We start from the raw sequence: 19,475 nt of genomic DNA, 5'->3' as shown, positions 1-19,475 counted from the left end.
ATCTAGATACTTTTGAGTTCTAGTGATATTAATAGTAATTACAATAACAATAATTAAAGCAGTTGCTTACTTTTAGCATTCTTAATCAAGCGCTGTGAAAAATTACCTACTTCTATCTTTTAGCTTTATCTTTTTTCTTTCCTGTAACTCAGAAAAAGGACTCAATTGTTTTCAGGCTGAAGGGGAGCGCATCGAACAAGAAATCCCGGTAGAAGCATTTTCTAAGATTATTGTTGAAGAGCGTTTGCAGCTTATTGTAAAACAAGGCGAAACGCAAAAAGTAGTGCTTGCCACCGGTGAAAATTTAGTCAATGATATCGAAGTAAGCGTTACCGATGGCGTCCTTACCCTGTTTAACGACAACGGCTGCAATCTCGTGCGCGACTACAACATCAGCAAAGTTTATGTGACTACTCCAGAGTTGACCGAAATCCGTAATGCTTCAGGATATGAAGTGCAAAGCGATGGCGTGTTGTCTTTTGATTCGTTAACCCTGACCAGTGAAGATGTTGAAGAAGAAGATTTTTATCATAAAGACGGCGATTTTCGATTGGAGCTTGATGTGAATACGCTCAACATCACCGCAAACGGACTCAGTAATTTTTTTATTTCCGGCGCAGCCGAAACAGCCAATATTGAATTTCTTGAAGGAGATATTCGCTTTGAAGGCGAAAATTTTGCCATTCAAAATGCCAATGTCTATCACCGCGGAACCAATAAAGTGATCGTAAATCCTATTCAGACTTTGCGCGGAAGTGTTCTAAGCACGGGAGATTTAATTTCAGTCAATCGTCCGCCTATTGTTGAGGTTGAAGAGACGTACACCGGTCGATTAATATTTGAGTAGCGCAAAGCGCTTTAGTCATTTCCGCGAAGGCGGAAATCTCACAAATTTCACCCAGTTCAAAATCCTGCATCCGTGATTACAGGATGCTCTAATTTTCCATACCTCACAAAAATCTCAAACGCTGATTTTAAACCGTATCTTTGCAGCTTAAAACCTCAAAAACACCTCAATCTTGGAAGCTCAAAATAATAACCCATTGCAATCTGAAGCTGAAAATAAACCGCATATAGCCGGTTTTGTAAACATTATCGGAAACCCAAATGTGGGTAAATCTACCTTGATGAATGCGATCGTGGGTGAGCGCCTTTCGATCATTACTTCAAAAGCGCAAACCACGCGGCATCGTATTTTAGGTATAGTAAATGGTGATGATTTTCAGGCGATTTTTAGCGATACTCCGGGAATTATCAAACCCGCGTACGAATTGCAAGCGTCGATGATGGACTTTGTAAAGTCGGCTTTTGAGGATGCCGATGTGTTGATTTATATGGTTGAGTTGGGTGAAAAAGAATTGAAAGACGAAGACTTCTTCAATAAAATTCGCAATACCGATATTCCGGTATTGCTGCTCATCAACAAGATCGATAAAGGAAATGAGGAGCTGCTTGAGGCCAGCCGCATGCATTGGCAAGAAAAGGTTCCTAATGCAGAGATTTTTGCTATTTCGGCTTTGGAGAATTTTGGGGTAAGTCAGGTGTTTGATCGTATTCTTGATGCTTTACCGGTGTCTCCACCGTTTTACCCAAAAGATGCCTTGACCGACAAACCTGAGCGCTTTTTTGTAAACGAGATCATTCGCGAGAAGATCTTGATGCATTACAAAAAGGAAGTTCCATATTCTGTAGAGATCGATACCGAAGAGTTTTTTGAAGAAGAAAATATCATTAGAATGCGCAGCATCATTATGGTGGAGCGCGATAGCCAAAAGGGAATCATCATTGGGCATAAAGGTTCGGCGCTAAAACGCATCGGTGTAGAAGCCCGTAAGGATCTCGAGATTTTCTTTGGCAAACAAGTACATTTAGAACTCTATGTAAAAGTCAATAAAGACTGGCGCAGCAGCGAGCGCGAGTTGCGTCGCTTTGGGTATAATGGGAAGTAAAATCCTATGAAAGTTGTTTTTATAATTATATTCGTTTTTAGTTATTCTTTTAATGTTTTAGCTTGTAGCTGTGATATTCCAAAGCCTGCTATTGAGTTTTATACTTCAGATTATGTTTTTGAAGGAGAAGTTATTAGTAAAATCTATGCTGAAGACTCATTAACATATACCGTAAAGTTTAAGGTTTTAAAGCATTATAAATTTGGTGATGAGCCAGAATTTATAAGCTATACATTTCCTGCTGAAGGAGAGTTTACAGGTCACATTACATCCTGCGATTGGAGTGTTGATTTTAGGGAGAGATGGCTTGTTTACAGTGATTTATACAACGGAAAGCAAAGTTTTAGTTTTTATTGTTCAAATAGTAAACCTATTAATGAACATTATGGGATCAGAAAATCAGAGCAAAAAGTTTTAGATAATGGTAATAAACTTGAGCTTGAAAATTACAGGTTTATTAATCACGAGGCAAAGCCGATAACTGATGTAGACTCTATTCTGTCAGCATATAATTCAAAAGATTTGAACTTAGAATCTAAGACATTTGCTCCTTTCTGGATAGATGTAGATAAAGAGGGAAATTTGACAAGTGTAAATTTGAGTCCTCGAGAAAGTAGAGAAATGGAAGTTGTAGATACTATTTACGGGCTTAATATTCGTAAAAATCAATATTCTAAACCGAGAAATGAATTTGAATCAGTAGCGCTTGAAATTGCCAAAAAGGTTAAAAAATGGGATACTTATGTTTTTCAGGGCAAGCAAGTAAGGTATAGAACATTTTTAACTTTTATCTTGGATGAAAATTCGAAAATAGTTCTTTATAACTAAAAAAAAAGCCCCGCATTGCGGGGCTTTATATTTTTGCCTCCGGCTGTAAGCCGGCGGTTAACAGCAACCGCCACCATCATAGTGAAAGGTGCTTTCGCTGATAAAAATATCGTCACGATCCAAAGCAGCAAGCGCACCGGCGGTTTTATCGCACACGGCCAATGGTTGGTTTTTCAGTAAAACGTGGCCTTTTTTATCATCAAAATAATCTTCAGCGCCGTAATAGATGGCGGCTTTTCCGGTGAAGATACACGGGCCATCCTCGGGCATAGGATCTTTGATCGCAGCAACCTCAATAGATTCGATGTAGATGAGTTCGTCTGTCGGGTAGTTTTTAGGATCAAGAATGCGATACGGCTTGCGCGCACGGATTTCGATAGTGCCAAAACCGGCATCAGTAAGTGCTTTTACATATTCTTTTATCGGTAAACTTCCGCTTAGGCATAATGCACGCAGGCGCTCATCGTTGCGCAAGGTTTCATTTATTTCCTGCTCACAAGTAGGATCGCTCATTACGAGTCTTCCGTGAGGTTTGAGCACGCGGTACATCTCTTCGATCGCTTTTTTAAGCTCTTCTGCTTTAAAAATATTAAAGAGGCAATTTTGAGCAGCAACATCGATGCTGTTATCTTCCACAGGTAAGTGGAGCGCGTCTCCTTTTTTAAGATCTACAAATTCACTCTTGAACCAAGGATTCAACTCTTCAGCTTCCTCAAAGTTTTTACGCGAAGCTTCGAGCATCTCATCAACCACATCCACGCCTACTACGCCGCTTTTTTGACGCGAGAAATAAGCGAACTGTAAAAGCTCCATTCCGCCACCTACGCCTACATAAAGCACCCGTGGATCGTTAGTAAGATCACGCGCATTTACGGTGCTTCCGCAGCCGTAATTCATCTCTTGCATAATCTTAGGGATTTTCAATCCCGGTAGTTCCCAAATGGGATTTGTGGTGCAACAAAGTCCAACGTCTGGAGTGAGTGCAGCATCACGATATACATTTTTGGTGGTTTCTAAATAGCTCATAATACGTAATGTTATTCTCTAAAGATAAACTAGAGAAGGTTATTTAAGTTCTTTTGTCTATTAAAGTTGAATGCCAAAACCTTGCAACCCGCTTTCATATGCCGGCAGAATTTCGGTGTTGTCCCAAATTCCGGTGATCAGGGTACGGGCATATTCCTGCGGTAAAAAGTCGGTTTGCATATTTAGATTAGCCAATTTGTAATTATAGTCCATGGTGTGATGCGTAAACTTAAGTTGGCCATCCCGTTCTTCTAAGATCGCATACCACACGTGCGGACTTCCATCATTTGCCGGCATTCCGATGACTCCGGGATTGAGCCAAAGCTTTTCATCGTTACGGTGATTAAAGGGTAATCCACAATGACCAGCGATGATCACATCGGCACCCGTTGCATCAAAGTTTTTCTGTTTAAGCAACCAATCGGTAGACTTATATACAAATTCGGAAACGTTAAAATAGTCACCATGAACCATAACAAACTTTTTATCCGCAAAGCGGAATTGAATATGATCAGGTAAGGTGGCAATGAAGTCTAACGAACTTTTACTGAGTTTACTTTGCGCGTACGGAAACCACATCTGACTAAAGCCGTCACAGCGCGAACCTTTTCTAAAATCACAGCCGCAATCTTCTGCGCCATCCCGCAACTGAATCTCCACATTACCTAAAATACTTTGCGCTCCCCAAATTTTAAAAAGTTGCACCACTTCTTCGGGTTGTGCGCAATACCCCACAATGTCCCCTGTGCACAAGCAATTTTGTGGTGCGATGTGTTGTGCTTCGGCTATTCGCTTCAGCGCTTCTAAAGCTTGAAGATTGCTGTACACTCCACCAAACAAAAGCACCTTTCCGTCAAGGTTGCCAAGGTCTACCACAGTTTTATCCATGCCGGTATCATATATAAAATTAAACAACATCCCGCGGCCCAAATGTTGGCCCATAGTAGGTCTGCATAGCGACCTTGAGTTAAAATCCAACATTCAGGAATCAGGTTAAAAACCAATAAAAGTCCGAAACCGATCCCGCAAAAAACACTCAGGTAAAAACTGAGTTTAGGGGCAGGGAGTTTCCAAAAGAAAAATATAGGCGTAAGGCCAATAACCATCGTGCCTGAAATGGTTGTTGCCGATAAAATTTCAGCATCTAAAAAGATAGGAATTGTACCTAGAACTACCAATACACACATCGCTAAACGACCAAAACTGATGCTTTCACCCAGTTTTAAATCTACTGCTGCCAACTTGGAAAATGATGAAAACGTAGAGTCTAAAGTCGAAGCCGCTGAGGTGATCATTATAAAATTGATGATCAACAAGATCACGCTACCAAAGGCTTTTCCTACTTCTACAGCCGCCTGACCTTGCATTCCCATTGCTTTGGCATAAACACCAATGACGCTGAAAAGCATAATACAGATCGCTCCTAAAACCCCTGCCCAAAGAAAACTTCTCAGGGTGACTTTTGGCGAACTTAAAAAGCCGCGGTCTGTTAAAACAGGGTCGTGAAACGGATAACTCAAACTTTGAATGAGCGCGGCAAACAATAAATTTAAACCGGTGTCAAAACCCCAAACTCCAGATTGCAAGGTTTCTGCCACTGTAAAATTAGTAGTCGAATAAATGCTCGCCAAGATCACAAACAGCAGAATCCCAAAAAGTCCCATTTGTAAAACGTCGGTAAAGATCGAACTGCTCAAGCCACCTTTAAGCGAATAGGCAAGCGTTAGAAGTGTAAATACAATAATCGAGGCGTAATAGGGAGTGCTGCCGATATCGCCAAAATAACTACCGATCACCATCGTATTACTCCAAACCTCATTAAACAGTCGTATCGCGATTAACACCGAAAACACACGCATCGCATTTTTACCGAAGCGAGAGGTGAGAAACTGATGCAAACTGGTAAAACCACCTTGCGTACGCAGCGAATAAATGAGAATCCCGGCCATTACAAACGAGAGGTAATATGCCGCGTAAGCGACACCACCCACGATGCCGAACTCCAACCCCAGATTGGCTGCATTGGTAATACTTTTGGCAAAAATCCAGGAAATGATCAAGCTACCGGTAAGCATAAAGGCATTGGGCGCCTTCCTGCGATGCGTCGCTTTAAAAAAATCATCGGTTGTTTTTGCCAGAGGCGAAAGGAAAAAGAGCGTCACACTAGACGCAATAATCAAGATCCACTGCCAGATTGCTATATCCAAATTGGTAATTTTAATTATCCCACCAAACGGGACTGTTTAAACTGTTGTCATTTGTGGCTGCTGCCGCGGCTTGATAATTATCTGCATTCAAAGCTTGCTCTTCTGCCGGATACGGCATACGCACAGGAATGATCCCATCATTTAGGCTTGCTGCAAGGGCCCTAAATTCAGGGAAGCCGGTGCGACGCCATTCGATCCAACCTTCATAGCCGTTGACGAGGTTAGCGATCCATTTTTGCGTGATGATCTGTTGTATAGGTGTGGTTCCTGCAGCGTTATAAGCAGCCGGACCGGTCAAGTAATCTGCCGGAAGATCAGTTAGCCAATAATCAAAAGCCAACTGAACACCTTGATTATATAAGATTTCGGCATCTGCACTTATAAAACCTTTTTCTGCAGCTTCCGCAAGGATAAAATGGGTTTCCCAAGCGGTCATAAAATTAGCATCTAATTGCGCAGTGTTCTCACGGAAAAGCGTTCCGGCCAACGAATAATTAGCAGGTTCGATCGAAGTTTGTGAGGCATCAATTCCGTTGATGAGTCCGTTAAATTCACCAGAAGTCGAATTGGCAAAAGGACGGAAAAATACCGAAATACGATCATCATCAAGATCGGTCAAAATATCCTCCATAGTTTCAGAAAGCACAAAGTTGTTGAAATCTCCTGCGCGCAATTGCGCAAAGCGGAAACTATTAGGAGCACTTGAGGTGAAATCGAAAACGGCATTATCTGCATTAGTAGTTATGAAATTTCCTTCCGTATAAATCGAAGCGATAGCGGCCGCTACATCTTCCTGACTTGAAATACGCATCAAGGCTTTCAGCTTTAAAGAGTTTGCAAACTGTACCCATTTGCTGAGGTCTCCGTCAAAAAACAGATCGCCTTCTAGAGCCATAGCGCCGGAGTAGGCATTGATCGCGGCAATCCCCTGATCCAGGTTGTCCAGAATTCCACCTTCTGCTAAATAGATGTCTTCTTGAGCATCATAAGGGGCGGTGACGGTTCCGTCAATTCCATTAAATGCTTCAAAATAGGGAACATCGCCAAACAAATCGGTAAGACCTTGCGCCATATAGGCTTTGAGAATCAATGCCGGTCCTTCATAAACTTTAAAGGTTTCAACTTCTTGAGCCTGTTTAAGCAAGAGTTCGTTGTCTCTGAGGTTGGTGTAAAAAATAGGCCAGGGATTTCCGCCCAATTGCGGCGATTTTAATGCGTGACGGTCAAAGAGGTTAAAGTCTAAAGCCGTGCGATGCTGCGAAAGGAGATCGCCTGCGGCAAAACCTTCATAGCTCATTTGCTCGCCAAAATCATAAATAACCTGGCGTAAAAGCAATCCCGGTTGCACGCTTACCGGTGCATTGGGATTGGTGTTTTTTTCTTCAAAATCTGTGGTACAAGCCGTAAAGAAGCTCAGACTCAAGATTAGAATGGTATATATCGTGTTTTTCATCTTCTAACTAGTTTTGATAGGCTTCAAGCCTTAGAAATTAAAGCCTGCTTTTAAACCAATACTGCGCGTGGTAGCGTAGCTCATATCTTCGACACCGCTTACAAAGCCGGTGCCTTGCACTGCGAGTTGCTCAGGATCAAAATGTGGTATTTCTGAAATGGCAAAGAGGTTGCGTCCCACTAGTGCCAAGTCGATGTCCATCCCGTTACTTAAGCCTAAAAAGCCATCCTTTAGATTAAAGGTATACCCCACTGAAAACTGACGCAGTTTTAAATACGAAGCGTCATAAATATTGTTTTCTTCGTGGTTACGGTCGTAAAATTGGCGGTAATAGGTTTCTGCAGAAACCGCTGTAGTATTTTGTACATACTGTGGATTTTCTGCTGTCCCTGTATTGACAACACCTTGCGGAACAATGCCTTCTTCCGGGCGATTTGCTGTTTCTGCGAGTTGGCCACCCACAGTTCCCAAAGCGCGCGTACGTGAAACGAGTTCGCCGCCTTGTCTCCAGTCAAATAAGAAGCTCAAATTCCAATTTTTATAGCTGAAGCTGTTGTTCCAACCCAGCATAAAGTCAGGGGTGTAGTTTCCTATTTTTTTGAGGTTATTGTCTGCGATATAACTTCCGGAAGGAGTTAATATAAATTGTCCGTCTTCGGTTTTTTGATAACCGGTTCCGTAGATATCGCCAATTTTTCCGCCTTCTTCTACCTGAAACCAAACCGTTTGGTTGGCACTATCGTAAATTCGGCTGTAAGCCAAGGTCAGCCTTCCGTCAGCTTGTGGTAAACTTTCTACTCTCGACGTATTACTACTAAAATTGAATGTAGTATTCCATTTAAAATTAGCGGTCAGAATCGGTGTGAGATCTGCGATAAGTTCGACTCCTTGGGTGCGCACTTCACCGCCATTCACCACCTGCTGATTGTATCCTGATGAGATCGCGATAGGTAGTGAAATGATCTGATCTTTGGTCAACGCGTTGTAATACGTCGCATCCAATCGAATGCGATCTTTAAGAAATCTGATGTCAGCACCTACTTCATACGACGTAGTTTGCTCAGGTCTCAGATTAGCATTCGGTATGAAATTTTGATTGCTGAAGGTGGGTTGCCCATTGTAAGCGGTTTGTGAAATAAACGCACCGCTGGTTTGATAAGGCTGCGTATCGTTACCCACTTGAGCTACACTCGCGCGAAGTTGCGCATAGGAAAAAGCTTTGGGTAACTCGACCACTTCAGAAAGAATAAAACTCGCCGATGCCGAAGGGTAAAAGAACGAAGTCCCATCTACCGAAAAGGGCGTAGCAAGCGCGCTTGACCAGTCGTTACGGCCGGTAAGGTCTAAAAATAAAAAGTTGCGGTAGCCCAGTTTTGCAATTCCGTAGAGGGAATTGATGCGCTTATTTGATTCAAATTGAAATACATCAATTGGCGAAGCAGCGTTATTCAGGTTGAAAACTCCCGGTTGTGCAAGATTCACCGTTTGCGACTGTTTGGTGCTGGCTTTTTGATCCAGACGGTTTCCACCCAGCGAAACATCAAGAGAAAAGTCGCCAAAAATGTTGTTATAATTCAGTAAGAATTCAGTGTTGATCTCGCGATAAAACACATCGTGCTCGGCATAGCCTCCATTTTGAAAACGGTTAGAGCTGAAAGCACGACGCAGCTGGCGCGTTTCCGAAGAATAATCCATTCCGGAACGCAACGAAAGGCTGAGATTTTCTGTGATTTGCTGTTTGATAGAAATGTTTCCAAAAACCCGATCCCGGTTAAAGGAATTCCGGTTTTCATACATCGTAAAAAACGGATTGTCAAAATACGTATAGTTGAAGGAGTAGTGCTGCACGCCTTCTAATCCCGGTTGCCAATATTGGCGCAAACTGTTAATGTCTAGCGAGCGCGGTCCCCAAGCCACAAGCGCATAATTGACGTTCTCACTTCCGTAGCCGTTAGATGGGCGGTTGTCGCTCCCAGAATTTACATAACTGATAGAAGCATTAAACGTGGTTTTGTCAGTCGGTTTAAAATTCAGTTTGGTAGCGACCGTTTGACGGTCCAGATTTACTCCGGGAATGATCGATTCGCTACGTAAATCGGTAAACGAAATGCGATAATTTCCTTTGTCAAAAGCGCTGCCTATCGCCACATTATTGATCGTAGTCACACCGGTCTCGTAAAAATCTTTCAGGTTATCGGGATGCGAGTTGAAGGCTGTTGGTGTGATGGCGACCCCGTTGTATAAGGAAGTGTCTCCACCGCGAACGACCGTTCCGTCAGGTAAAGTTACAGGTGAATCAAATTGCGCGATCAAGGTGCCCTGATCTAAACGCGGTCCCCAAGAATAGGAAATGAGGTCGTTGACCCCGCCGCCTAAACCATCAACAAACTCAAACTGACCGGAATTTCCCTGCCCGTATTGATTTTGAAATTCAGGCAGTTTAAATGGCGTATCTACAAAAACCGAAGTATTGATGCTGATGCCTAGACCTTTGCTTTGGCTTCCGTTTTTAGTTTCAATAATGATCACACCGTTTGATGCGCGGGTGCCGTAAAGCGCTGCGGCACTTGGGCCTTTAAGCACACTTACCGAAGCAATATCGTCTGGGTTGACTTCCATCGCGCCGTTACCAAAATCGATCTCTTGAAAACCGGCTGCCGCCTCGTTACTTTCATTAAAAACCGTGTTGTTATTGATGGGCGTTCCGTCAACGATAAACAGCGGATTGTTATTTGAAAAGGAAGCCTCACCTCGAATAGTGATCTTTGAAGAAGAACCCACGCCGGTAGCGCCTTGTGAAACGGTGACCCCGGCTAATTTCCCGGCAAGATTGTCGAGAAAGTTTGGTGCTTTTACCGCAGAAACTTCTTCTGCCTCGATGGTTTGCACAACATAGCCCAACTCTTTAGTCTCGCGCTCGAGACCGAGCGCCGTGATGACTACTTCGTCGAGGTCTGTAGTAGATTCTTGTAAGGTGATATTAATGGTAGTTCGCCCGTTGATTGATGTGGTTTGGGTGATGAAGCCAATTGCTGAAAATCGTAGTTCGTTAGCCGCAGCAGGAACTTCCAGCGAAAACATTCCGTTTTCATCGGTTATCGTGGCAGCATCGGTATTGACGGCAATGACATTTACAAACGGTACGGTCGTCCCGTCGCTTGAGGTGGTTACCGTACCCGAAATGGTAGTTTGGCTATTGGCAACTGCACACAGCAAGAGCATTAGCCCAAAATAAAGGTGTTTCATTTTTTTGTTTCTGATTAGTAAAAGAAAGCGGCTTGATTGTACAGCATACCGCGAGACAAATGATGTTGTCTTAAATACTTAAACTAACCGGAGAACCTTTGTTGAAGTAGTTTTGATACTGAAAGGTATCAAAGAAGAACTTTTGGATGGTGATTGGTTGCGTCCCTCTAAAATGTATGCGTAAAAGCAGTTTTTTGATCAAATACGGAAGTTGCCCACGATCTAAAAGTGCACCAATATCTGAAACCGAATCTAAGTCGTGCAGCACCTCAAGGGTTTTAGCTTGAATCTTTTGCTCACGTACTTTTCTAAGAATGATTTGCGTGAGTTTTGAAGTCTGCCAAGGAAGTTCCAAAAGCGCTTGTGCATTAAAATGCGCTTTGTTGAGTCCCATTAAATAAAAGCCACCATCAACGGAAGGACCAATGACCATCGGGCAGTTTTGCAATTCGCTTGCGGCTGTAAGTAAATGCTGCTTGGTTAAATGCGGACTGTCATTCCCAATACTGATGACATTGTCATAGCCCAGCTCATAAATTTCGGTAAAGGCTTGTGTATAGCGTTCAGCAAACGTGGCCCCTTTTTGATTCTTTTCAGAATAAATGTAAAAGGGTAGTCCGCTTTGTTTTACCGTTTTTAAAGTCTGCCGGTTGAGCGCTTCAAAAAGTTGCACACCATTATGCATCGACTTGTGTCGTGCGTCTTCTTCCGCAGAGCGGGCAAAAATTAATATTGCGGTTTTAGTATTCAATAAAGCGGTAAACTTAACGTGTGCTTCTGGTTATTTTGAGATTAGGCTACAGTTCCCTGGCAGCTGCTTCCTGCGCCGGCAGTACAGCCGTAGCAATGCTGAGAAATGATGATATTTCGATCGTTAAGCACATCTTCATTATATTCTGAAATATGCTTCACTTTTGAATTTACTTTGAGATCCAGCATTTGATTGAAGTCACAATCGTACAACCAGCCGTCCCAACTAATCGAGATCGTATTGGTACACATTACATTTGCCACCGCAGCCGGATTGTAAGCTTCAACAAGTTGGTACATATAATCCTCATAGTTTTCCGAAGCGATCAAGTAATCCAGAAAGCGTGCGATAGGAAGGTTGGTAATTGCAAACAGATTATGAAATTGAATACTAAAATCTTCCATCAAGGCTTTTTTGAAATCCTTCTCCATTCCTGCCTGATCAGAAGGGAGGTAAGCGCCGTTAGGATTATAAACAAGGTCTAGGCGCAAGTCGCTGTCTGGCATTCCGTAACCTACGGCGTTTAATTCCTGTAAGGCTTTGATCGACTTGTCAAAAACACCTTCACCGCGTTGTTTATCGGTTTTACCACGCGTCCAATGCGGCATCGAGCTCACAACGTGCACATTGTGTTTTTTGAAAAACTCCGGTAGATCGTAGTATTTCTTATTGGCGCGAATGATCGTCAGGTTACTGCGTACAATAAAATCTTTAATCCCTGCTTTACTCGCTTCTTCAACAAAACGTCTGAAATTAGGATTCATTTCAGGAGCACCTCCGGTAAGATCCAGTGTATGTGCGCCAGTGTTTTTGATCACTTCCAGACACTGCTCCATCGTTTCCCAAGTCATTATTTCTTTACGATCGGGACCGGCATCTACGTGACAATGCTCACACACTTGATTACACATATATCCCACATTGATCTGAAGGATTTCCAGTTTTTTAGGTCGTAACGGAAATTGGTTGGTCTCTTTGATCTTTTTAGCAAACGTAGGAAGTTCGCCATCGGCAAAAATTCCACCGGATAAAACCTCAAGCTGTTTATTGGCTTGAGCGAGATCGTCGTGACGTTTATGTAGGGATTTTTTTGTTTGAGTTGCAGGCATAAAAGCGTTTGTTTTTCTTTTTCAGTAGTGACTAAGATAGGACTAAGTTGCTAGAATATAGCCTTTAGTGCTACATTTCTAGCTTATTCACTTTATTCATCATCATCGTACCGTGTACGAGGGTAGCACCGCTCTTGATCGCGGCACCTACGTGAATGGCTTCCATCATTTGTTCTTTGGTCACGCCGCGTTGCAAGGTGTCTTTGGTGTACGCGTCGATGCAATACGGGCATTGTTCGGTATGCGCAACAGCAAGGGCGATAAGCGCCTTCTCTCGTGCAGTAAGCGCACCTTCTTCAAAAACTTTTCCGTAGTAATCAAAGAATTTTGTGCCCAGTTCCTCGCTCCATTCGGTGATCTTACCAAATTTTCTCAGGTCTGCCGGATCGTAATAATTGTTGTTAGCCATGATGATTTTTTGTTTTGAGTTATAAAAAGCATAACTACACGAGTAGTTACGGAGATAATTGTGTTGTGGTTTTTTTAATGCGGAAAAACCCTAAAGTTTTTCAATAAGCTGCGTAAAAAGTTTAACCATATCAGGTTCTGCTTTTCCGGCGGCAGCCATAATATCTTGTATGTCTACAGGCGCTAGATTTTCTGGGTCGCACTCATCGGTAATTACCGAAACGGCAGCAACCGGCAAATCGAGATGGTTGGCGACAATCACTTCTGGAACGGTACTCATCCCAACCGTGTCAGAGCCGATGATTTTAAGAAATCTATATTCGGCGCGGGTTTCAAGCTGTGGACCAACTACTGAAGCATAAACACCTTCGTGTAACGTGATTCCTTCCGTCTTTGCGATATCTTTAAGAATGTTGCGCATAGGCACGTCGTATGGTTCGCTCATATCAGTAAAACGTGAACCTAATTGTTCAACCCCTTTAAACGCAAGGGGAGAACCACCTTGCAAGTTGATGTGATCTTCAATAAGCATAATCTCGCCTTTTTTAAAGTTGAGGTTGATCGCCCCGGCTGCATTACTGATGAGTAGTTTTTTTATGCCAAGTTCGTTCATAACACGCACCGGGTAACTCACATCGCGTAACGTATAGCCTTCATAAATATGAAAACGACCTTGCATCACGATCACTTTTTTTCCACCTAAAGTTCCGTAGATTAATTTTCCGGTATGAAATTCAACCGTGGCGGTCGGAAAGTTGGGAATGTGGTTGTAGCTCACCGAACTGATGATCTCAACTTTATCTACAAATTGACCAAGACCGGTACCTAAAATAATACCGATTTCCGGAGCTTCAAAACCGCGCTCTTTAAGGAACTGCGCAGATTCTTCAATAAATTTTTTCATGGATTTTTATTTCAAATGTTCTGGTAAAAAAGGCTTGAAGGCCTCAATACCTTTTATATCTTCGTAATAGTCTACATCATTACGGGTTTCTAGCAATTTAACAGATTCTGAGCTTAAATCGGCAAGCGTGTCTTTAAGAACGGTTTCAGTTCCCCAAGTTTTATTGCTGAAAAGTTCTGGTTTTAAGAAGGTCATTCCGAGTAAATAATACCCACCGTCTTCAGCCGGACCTACTACAAAATCGTTCTCATCAAGTGCTGCAAATGCTTCTTCTAGATCTTTTTGAGAAAGGTCATACATATCGCTGCCAATGATAATCGCTTTTTTATAGCCGCTCGCAAAAGCTCCTGAAAACGCCTTTTGCATTCGAGCTCCCAGATCATCACCGTGTTGTAATTTTTTGGTAAACGTGTTTTCATCCCAATAATCTGAAGCACGTATTTTTTCAGAATAAAAAACCTGTTTATCTACGCTCAAATTTTGGGTAATGCTCACCGTGTGCTGAAGTAAAAACTTGTAGATCTCAAGCGCGGAAGCATCACCCACACCGCCTGCAAGTCGGGTTTTTACTTTACCCAATTCGGGATTTCGGGTAAAGATTAAAAGGACTTTATCTGAGGTAGGGAAATGAAATTCTGTCGCGAAATCTTTTTCAGAATCGGTGTCTTTTTTGCTTAATAGACCCATTAGATGTTGTTAATTGATAAAAGTCAAATTTAATGAACCGCAATTCCCGTACTTAAATAATCTTCCCAATTTTTTGAAAAGGTGTGTACTTTTTGAGTGCTTTTGCCTTTAGTATCTACAATTTTGAAGCCTGCATCTTTCCAAGCAAAAATCCCGCCGTAGAGATTATAAGCGGTTTTGCCGGTTTTGCGTTCAAGCTTTTCGCCAAAATCTTCGCTACGAATGCCCACGGTGCAATACACTACTATTGGTTTTTTCTTATTTGATATGGAATCTAAAAATGCATCTTGAGGTCTTTCTCCAACCCAGATCGCTGACGGAAGATGGCTTACCTCAAACTCTTCTCTTTTGCGGGTATCTAGAATGGTATAAGCTTCGAGATTCATTTTAAGTTCTTGCACAGAAATATAAGGAACGCTTCGGGTGTTGTAGGTTTCCAGAAGTTTATCAATAGATTTTTTCTGGCTGAAACCAAAAAGAGGAAGTAGAAGAGCGAGAAGCAGGTGAAATTTCATTCAAGAGTATTAATAAGGCAGTTTCTTAGTTCTGGTAAAACTTACGAAGAAACGCTTTTTTTGGTTTGATTTTAAAGGAATCGATAAGCACGTGAATTACAGCACGCTTTAAAAGAGGGCGGTAATTCCGTGACGTTTCCCTTTAGTATTTCATATATTTAGCTTTAAAAAAACAACATTCCTTTGATAACAATAAAACCCTTTGATACCACGCAAGACGGTCGTCCTGTTTTAAGTGTAAAACTGAAAAACTCCTCAGGGATGGAAGCGCATTTCATCACCTATGGCGCCATACTACAACGATTAATTGTTCCGGACGCCGGCGGGTTTACCGATGTGGTTTTAGGATATAATGACTTGCATTCTTATGAAGAAGATACCTTTTTTATGGGGCAATTGGTGGGTCGAAGCGCAAACCGAATCGCTAATGCAACAGTGAGCCTAGACGGAAAAAAAGTTGCGTTGAGTGCCAACGAAGGCACAAATCATCTTCACGGTGGTTTTGAAGGTTTCGGTAAGAAAATTTGGGAAGTTGCCGAGTTGGAAGATGAGGTGGTTTTTTCTTATTTGAGTAAAGACGGTGAAGAAGGCTATCCCGGGAATTTAGAGACTAAAATGTTCGTCAAACTAACTGAAGAGAATGCGCTAGAAATGCGTCTCGAAGCCACAACCGACAAAGAAACTATTGTTAATCTAACCCGACACGAATATTTCAATTTGAATCCGTCGAGTGGGGAGGGCATTGCAAAGCATCAACTATTGATTAACGGAGAAGGGATTTTACCCAAAACCGAGCAAAACGTTCCTGACGGTAGCGTAAAACCTGTTGAGAATACGCCGTTTGATTTGCGTGAACTTCGCTTTTTAGAACAGCCACTGGCTCAACTTGAAGGTGGTTTTGATCATAATTATGTTCTGGAAAAATACAGTAAAGAAGTACCGGCTGCCGTACTTGCTGCACCTTCGGGAACACCAAAAATGGAATTTTACTGCACTCAACCGGGAATCCAGTTTTACAGCGCCAACGGAATTGAAAAGGTAGAGAACAAGACAGGAACGATTCAAGGGCCTTCGCCGGCCTTGTGTTTAGAACCGCAGTTTTTCCCGGATACGCCCAACCATCCCAATTTTCCGTCAACGGTTTTAAAACCGGGAGAACAGTATAAGCATACCATCACGTATAAATTTTTATAAATGGAAACTTCATATATCATCGCTTTTGATCAGGGCACAACCAGTACTCGGGCCATTTTATTTGATGAGCACGGTAAGGTTGTCGCTATTTCGCAAAAGGAATTGAAACAATATTATCCGCAGTCCGGTTGGGTAGAACACGATCCGGAAATGATCTTTAATGATCAAAAGGAAGTTTTTGAGGCGGTGGTCCAAAAAGCAAAAGTTCCACTTGAAGCTATAAAGGGAATTGGAATCACCAATCAGCGTGAGACTACCATCGTTTGGGATAAGAAAACGGGAAAACCGGTTTACAATGCGATTTGCTGGTTAGATAAACGTACCGAAGCCATTTGCGAAGGCTTGCGAGAGCGCGGCCTTTCAAGATATATTCTGAAAAACACCGGGCTGGTAATTGACAGTTATTTTTCGGCAACCAAGATAAAGTGGATTCTGGATAATGTTGAAGGTGCGCGTGAGAAGGCCGAAGCGGGCGATTTGCTCTTTGGTACGGTAGATAGCTGGTTGATCTACAAGTTCACCGGCAAACACCGTACAGATCATACTAACGCGTGCAGAACCATGCTGTACAATATTAAAGATATGGCTTGGGATCAGGAGTTGCTTGAGGAATTGACTATTCCGAAAAAAATGTTGCCTAAAGTGCAACCTTCATCTTCAGATTTTGGGACGATAACGTATCAAGATGCTGAGTTTCCTATTTATGGAGTTGCCGGTGATCAACAGGCGGCGCTTTTTGGTCAAGGCGGTTATAAGTCAGGAATGGCAAAAAACACCTATGGAACTGGTTGTTTTATGCTGTTGAACACCGGGAAAAAACCTTCGTTTTCTAAAAACGGACTCATAACAACCTTATGCTGTACGCTCGAAGATAAAAAGCCAAAATATGCTTTAGAAGGAAGTGTTTTTGTGGGAGGTGCATCGATTCAATGGTTGCGGGATCAAGTGGGGATCATTGAGAATGCCGAAGAAACTAATGCCATTTGTCAAAGTATTCCGCCGCTTGAAGATCTGTTTTTTGTTCCTGCATTCAACGGACTTGGAGCTCCATATTGGGATGGAAATGCGAAAGGAAGTATTCAAGGATTGACCTTTTCAACAGGTCGCAAAGAACTGGTGAAAGCTACGGTTGAAGCGCTTGCCTATCAAGTAACCGACTTGATTAAAGCGATGGAAGAAGATAGCGGTAAGCAAATTAAAACCTTAAAGGTTGACGGTGGCGCTTGTGCTAATGATTACCTGATGCAGTTTCAAGCAGATCTTTTAGATGCGCAGGTAGATCGCCCAGAAATGCTTGAAGTTACCGCCTGGGGTGCAGCCTTATTAGCGGGAATCAAAGTGGGTATTTGGACGCAAAAAGACATTGCTACATTGCGTAGTGCTGATCAGGTATTTGAACCTGAAATGGATGTAAGAACGCGTAACCACAAGCAAGAAGGCTGGGAGCTTGCGGTGATGCGCACACGCTCTGGTTATGCCGAAACCATCGAGAAGGAAAAGGAGCCTTTACGTTTTAGCGTGCGGGATCGTAAGCGTTACATCAAAAAAGCGAAGAAGAAAAAATTTGATTTGGTCATCATTGGTGGCGGAGTTACCGGAGCGGGGATCGCGCTCGATGCAGCGACCCGCGGTATGAGCGTTTGCCTTATTGAGAAAAATGATTTCGCCTCAGGAACTAGTAATAAAAGTACCAAATTGGTACACGGCGGTTTGCGTTATCTAAAACAAATGGAAATCGGTCTGGTCAAAGAATCAGGAACTGAGCGCGCTATCGTACACAAGTTGGCGCCACACCTTGTGGTGCCTGAGAAAATGCTCCTACCACTTATCGAGGGTGGGCAATATGGTAAATTTTTGACTTCTATAGGGCTTAAGGTATATGACTTGCTTGCCAATGTAGATGACGAAGATAAACGCCGTATGTTGACCAAAGAAGAGACGCTTGAGCGCGAACCCATTCTTGACGAGAGCACTTTGCTGGGTGGTGGTTTTTATGCGGAATATAGAACTGACGATGCTCGTCTCACTATTGAGTTGATGAAAAAAGCCGCCGGTTTTGGTGCGATTTGCCTCAACTACTGCGAGATGGAAGATTTTGTGTACAACTACAAGGGCAAGATTACCGCGGTTAACTGCAAAGATCACAACACGGGAAAAACCTTTGAAGTAGAAGGAAGAACGTTTGTTTCTGCCACCGGCCCTTGGGTTGATAAGCTTAGGAAGAAAGATGAGTCGATGAACAACAAACATTTGCATTTGACTAAAGGAGTGCATTTGGTCTTTCCGAAGGAAAAATTACCCGTTCATCAATCGCTCTATTTTGACGTTCCAGACGGGCGTATGATTTTTGCGATTCCGCGAGGTAGAGTGACCTATGTGGGAACCACAGATACCAATTACTCCGGAAGTTTAGATCGTGTGGTGGCAACTAAAGCCGATATTAAATATTTGCTTGATGCCGTAAACGGAACCTTCCCTGATATTAATTTGACCGAAGAAGATATCGAGTCGAGCTGGGCAGGACTTCGACCACTCATTCACGAGGATGAGAAAGATCCTTCAGAATTATCGCGAAAGGATGAAACATTTATTAGTAAAAGTGGCTTGATCTCTATTGCCGGCGGAAAACTTACCGGATACCGTAGAATGGCCCAACGTGTAAACGAAACAGTAAGTAAGCGACTTAAAGAGAAATTTGGTAAGACCTATGATGAGTCCCGCACTCAGCATATTGCCTTGACTTCTCACGCAATGCGGAATACCCAAGAGGTAGAAGATTATCAAAACTACTTGGAGCAGGAATTAGATTTTATGCAAATTGATAACGCCGCTTTTAAAGCCTGGTATTTGGTTTCCACTTATGGAAAGCAAACAGATATCATCAAAAATAAGATCAATTATTTTAGAGATGCAGACGTAAATGATAGACTACTGCGCGCTGAATTGTGGTACAGTGTTAATTATGAAATGACCAACAGTCTGGCAGATTTCTTTGTACGTCGTACCGGGAGACTCTATTTTAATATCGAAACGGTAACGCAGTATCGTCAACAAGCAGTGCAGGATTTTATCAATTATTTAGATTGGGATGAAGAGCGCGTTGCTTTTGAAAATAAGAAGCTTGACGAGTTGTTATACGATGCAACGCATTTTTATGAATCTGAGATTCTTAGCTAATTTTCTGCTTAAGCTTTCTAG

16 protein-coding genes are annotated in these 19,475 nt (G+C 42.5%); 5 read left to right on the top strand and 11 right to left on the bottom strand.

Going from position 1 to position 19,475, the window contains the following annotated elements:
* Nucleotides 1–94: 94 nt before the first annotated feature.
* From LDL79_RS05060 to LDL79_RS05050, 3 genes are all read left to right on the top strand, one after another.
* Entirely contained in the window at nt 95–847 is a 753-nt protein-coding gene (locus tag LDL79_RS05060; RefSeq protein ID WP_225599408.1) for a head GIN domain-containing protein, read from the top strand.
* Between the two features lie 172 nt (nt 848–1,019).
* Entirely contained in the window at nt 1,020–1,949 is a 930-nt protein-coding gene (gene era, locus LDL79_RS05055; RefSeq protein WP_225599407.1) for a GTPase Era, read from the top strand.
* A gap of 6 nt (nt 1,950–1,955) precedes the next feature.
* Nucleotides 1,956–2,777 (top strand): hypothetical protein, encoded by an 822-nt coding sequence (locus LDL79_RS05050; protein ID WP_225599406.1) that lies wholly within the window; start codon nt 1,956–1,958, stop codon nt 2,775–2,777.
* A 57-nt stretch (nt 2,778–2,834) separates the two neighbouring features.
* Here LDL79_RS05050 and arsM read toward each other — a convergent pair whose 3' ends face one another.
* The 11 genes from arsM to LDL79_RS04995 form a co-directional block, all read right to left on the bottom strand.
* On the bottom strand, nt 2,835–3,803 hold the full coding sequence (gene arsM, locus LDL79_RS05045; protein ID WP_225599405.1) for an arsenosugar biosynthesis arsenite methyltransferase ArsM: 969 nt from the start codon (nt 3,801–3,803) through the stop codon (nt 2,835–2,837).
* A gap of 60 nt (nt 3,804–3,863) precedes the next feature.
* Nucleotides 3,864–4,691, bottom strand: coding sequence for a metallophosphoesterase family protein (locus tag LDL79_RS05040; RefSeq protein ID WP_225599404.1), 828 nt, complete (start codon nt 4,689–4,691; stop codon nt 3,864–3,866).
* Nucleotides 4,673–6,010 (bottom strand): SLC5/6 family protein, encoded by a 1,338-nt coding sequence (locus LDL79_RS05035; protein ID WP_225599403.1) that lies wholly within the window; start codon nt 6,008–6,010, stop codon nt 4,673–4,675. Before LDL79_RS05035 ends, LDL79_RS05040 begins: the two co-directional genes overlap by 19 nt.
* A gap of 10 nt (nt 6,011–6,020) precedes the next feature.
* Entirely contained in the window at nt 6,021–7,463 is a 1,443-nt protein-coding gene (locus LDL79_RS05030; protein WP_225599402.1) for a SusD/RagB family nutrient-binding outer membrane lipoprotein, read from the bottom strand.
* A 30-nt stretch (nt 7,464–7,493) separates the two neighbouring features.
* Entirely contained in the window at nt 7,494–10,709 is a 3,216-nt protein-coding gene (locus LDL79_RS05025) for a SusC/RagA family TonB-linked outer membrane protein (protein ID WP_225599401.1), read from the bottom strand.
* Between the two features lie 70 nt (nt 10,710–10,779).
* The gene (locus LDL79_RS05020; protein WP_225599400.1) at nt 10,780–11,460 is read right to left on the bottom strand and encodes a TIGR04282 family arsenosugar biosynthesis glycosyltransferase; all 681 of its coding nucleotides are present in this window, start codon (nt 11,458–11,460) and stop codon (nt 10,780–10,782) included.
* Nucleotides 11,461–11,501: 41 nt separating this feature from the next.
* Complete coding sequence (gene arsS / locus LDL79_RS05015) at nt 11,502–12,569, bottom strand: arsenosugar biosynthesis radical SAM (seleno)protein ArsS (RefSeq protein ID WP_225599399.1); 1,068 nt, start codon at nt 12,567–12,569, stop codon at nt 11,502–11,504.
* 70 nt (nt 12,570–12,639) lie between these two features.
* Complete coding sequence (locus tag LDL79_RS05010; RefSeq protein ID WP_040532960.1) at nt 12,640–12,978, bottom strand: arsenosugar biosynthesis-associated peroxidase-like protein; 339 nt, start codon at nt 12,976–12,978, stop codon at nt 12,640–12,642.
* A 90-nt stretch (nt 12,979–13,068) separates the two neighbouring features.
* Entirely contained in the window at nt 13,069–13,881 is an 813-nt protein-coding gene (locus tag LDL79_RS05005) for a purine-nucleoside phosphorylase (RefSeq protein ID WP_167598104.1), read from the bottom strand.
* Nucleotides 13,882–13,887: 6 nt separating this feature from the next.
* Nucleotides 13,888–14,568: a TIGR04282 family arsenosugar biosynthesis glycosyltransferase gene (locus LDL79_RS05000; protein WP_225599398.1), complete on the bottom strand. Its 681-nt coding sequence runs from the start codon at nt 14,566–14,568 to the stop codon at nt 13,888–13,890.
* Nucleotides 14,569–14,597: 29 nt separating this feature from the next.
* Nucleotides 14,598–15,083 carry a rhodanese-like domain-containing protein gene (locus tag LDL79_RS04995; protein WP_225599397.1) on the bottom strand — a complete coding sequence of 162 codons (486 nt, stop codon included), beginning with the start codon at nt 15,081–15,083 and terminating at the stop codon, nt 14,598–14,600.
* A gap of 183 nt (nt 15,084–15,266) precedes the next feature.
* Between LDL79_RS04995 and LDL79_RS04990 the strand changes: the two genes are divergently transcribed.
* Together LDL79_RS04990 and glpK are read left to right on the top strand one after the other, a co-directional pair.
* A complete protein-coding gene (locus tag LDL79_RS04990) occupies nt 15,267–16,277 on the top strand; it encodes an aldose epimerase family protein (protein WP_225599396.1) in 1,011 nt (336 codons plus the stop codon).
* Nucleotides 16,278–19,454: a glycerol kinase GlpK gene (glpK, locus tag LDL79_RS04985; RefSeq protein WP_225599395.1), complete on the top strand. Its 3,177-nt coding sequence runs from the start codon at nt 16,278–16,280 to the stop codon at nt 19,452–19,454.
* The last annotated feature ends 21 nt before the right edge of the window (nt 19,455–19,475 follow it).

This window comes from Leeuwenhoekiella palythoae (assembly GCF_020310025.1).
GTDB classification, from domain to species: Bacteria; Bacteroidota; Bacteroidia; order Flavobacteriales; family Flavobacteriaceae; genus Leeuwenhoekiella; species Leeuwenhoekiella palythoae.
The sequence above is the reverse complement of the archived record's forward strand: the minus strand, read 5'-3'. Positions and strand labels throughout refer to the sequence as shown.

Excerpts from the sequence above, each read along its gene's own strand:
- LDL79_RS05050 (WP_225599406.1), top strand. The coding sequence starts at position 1,956 with ATGAAAGTTGTTTTTATAATTATATTCGTTTTTAGTTATTCTTTTAAT.
- arsM (WP_225599405.1), bottom strand. The coding sequence starts at position 3,803 with ATGAGCTATTTAGAAACCACCAAAAATGTATATCGTGATGCTGCACTC.
- LDL79_RS05040 (WP_225599404.1), bottom strand. The coding sequence starts at position 4,691 with ATGGATAAAACTGTGGTAGACCTTGGCAACCTTGACGGAAAGGTGCTT.
- LDL79_RS05030 (WP_225599402.1), bottom strand. The coding sequence starts at position 7,463 with ATGAAAAACACGATATATACCATTCTAATCTTGAGTCTGAGCTTCTTT.
- LDL79_RS05025 (WP_225599401.1), bottom strand. The coding sequence starts at position 10,709 with ATGAAACACCTTTATTTTGGGCTAATGCTCTTGCTGTGTGCAGTTGCC.
- arsS (WP_225599399.1), bottom strand. The coding sequence starts at position 12,569 with ATGCCTGCAACTCAAACAAAAAAATCCCTACATAAACGTCACGACGAT.
- LDL79_RS05010 (WP_040532960.1), bottom strand. The coding sequence starts at position 12,978 with ATGGCTAACAACAATTATTACGATCCGGCAGACCTGAGAAAATTTGGT.
- LDL79_RS05005 (WP_167598104.1), bottom strand. The coding sequence starts at position 13,881 with ATGAAAAAATTTATTGAAGAATCTGCGCAGTTCCTTAAAGAGCGCGGT.
- LDL79_RS05000 (WP_225599398.1), bottom strand. The coding sequence starts at position 14,568 with ATGGGTCTATTAAGCAAAAAAGACACCGATTCTGAAAAAGATTTCGCG.
- LDL79_RS04995 (WP_225599397.1), bottom strand. The coding sequence starts at position 15,083 with ATGAAATTTCACCTGCTTCTCGCTCTTCTACTTCCTCTTTTTGGTTTC.
- glpK (WP_225599395.1), top strand. The coding sequence starts at position 16,278 with ATGGAAACTTCATATATCATCGCTTTTGATCAGGGCACAACCAGTACT.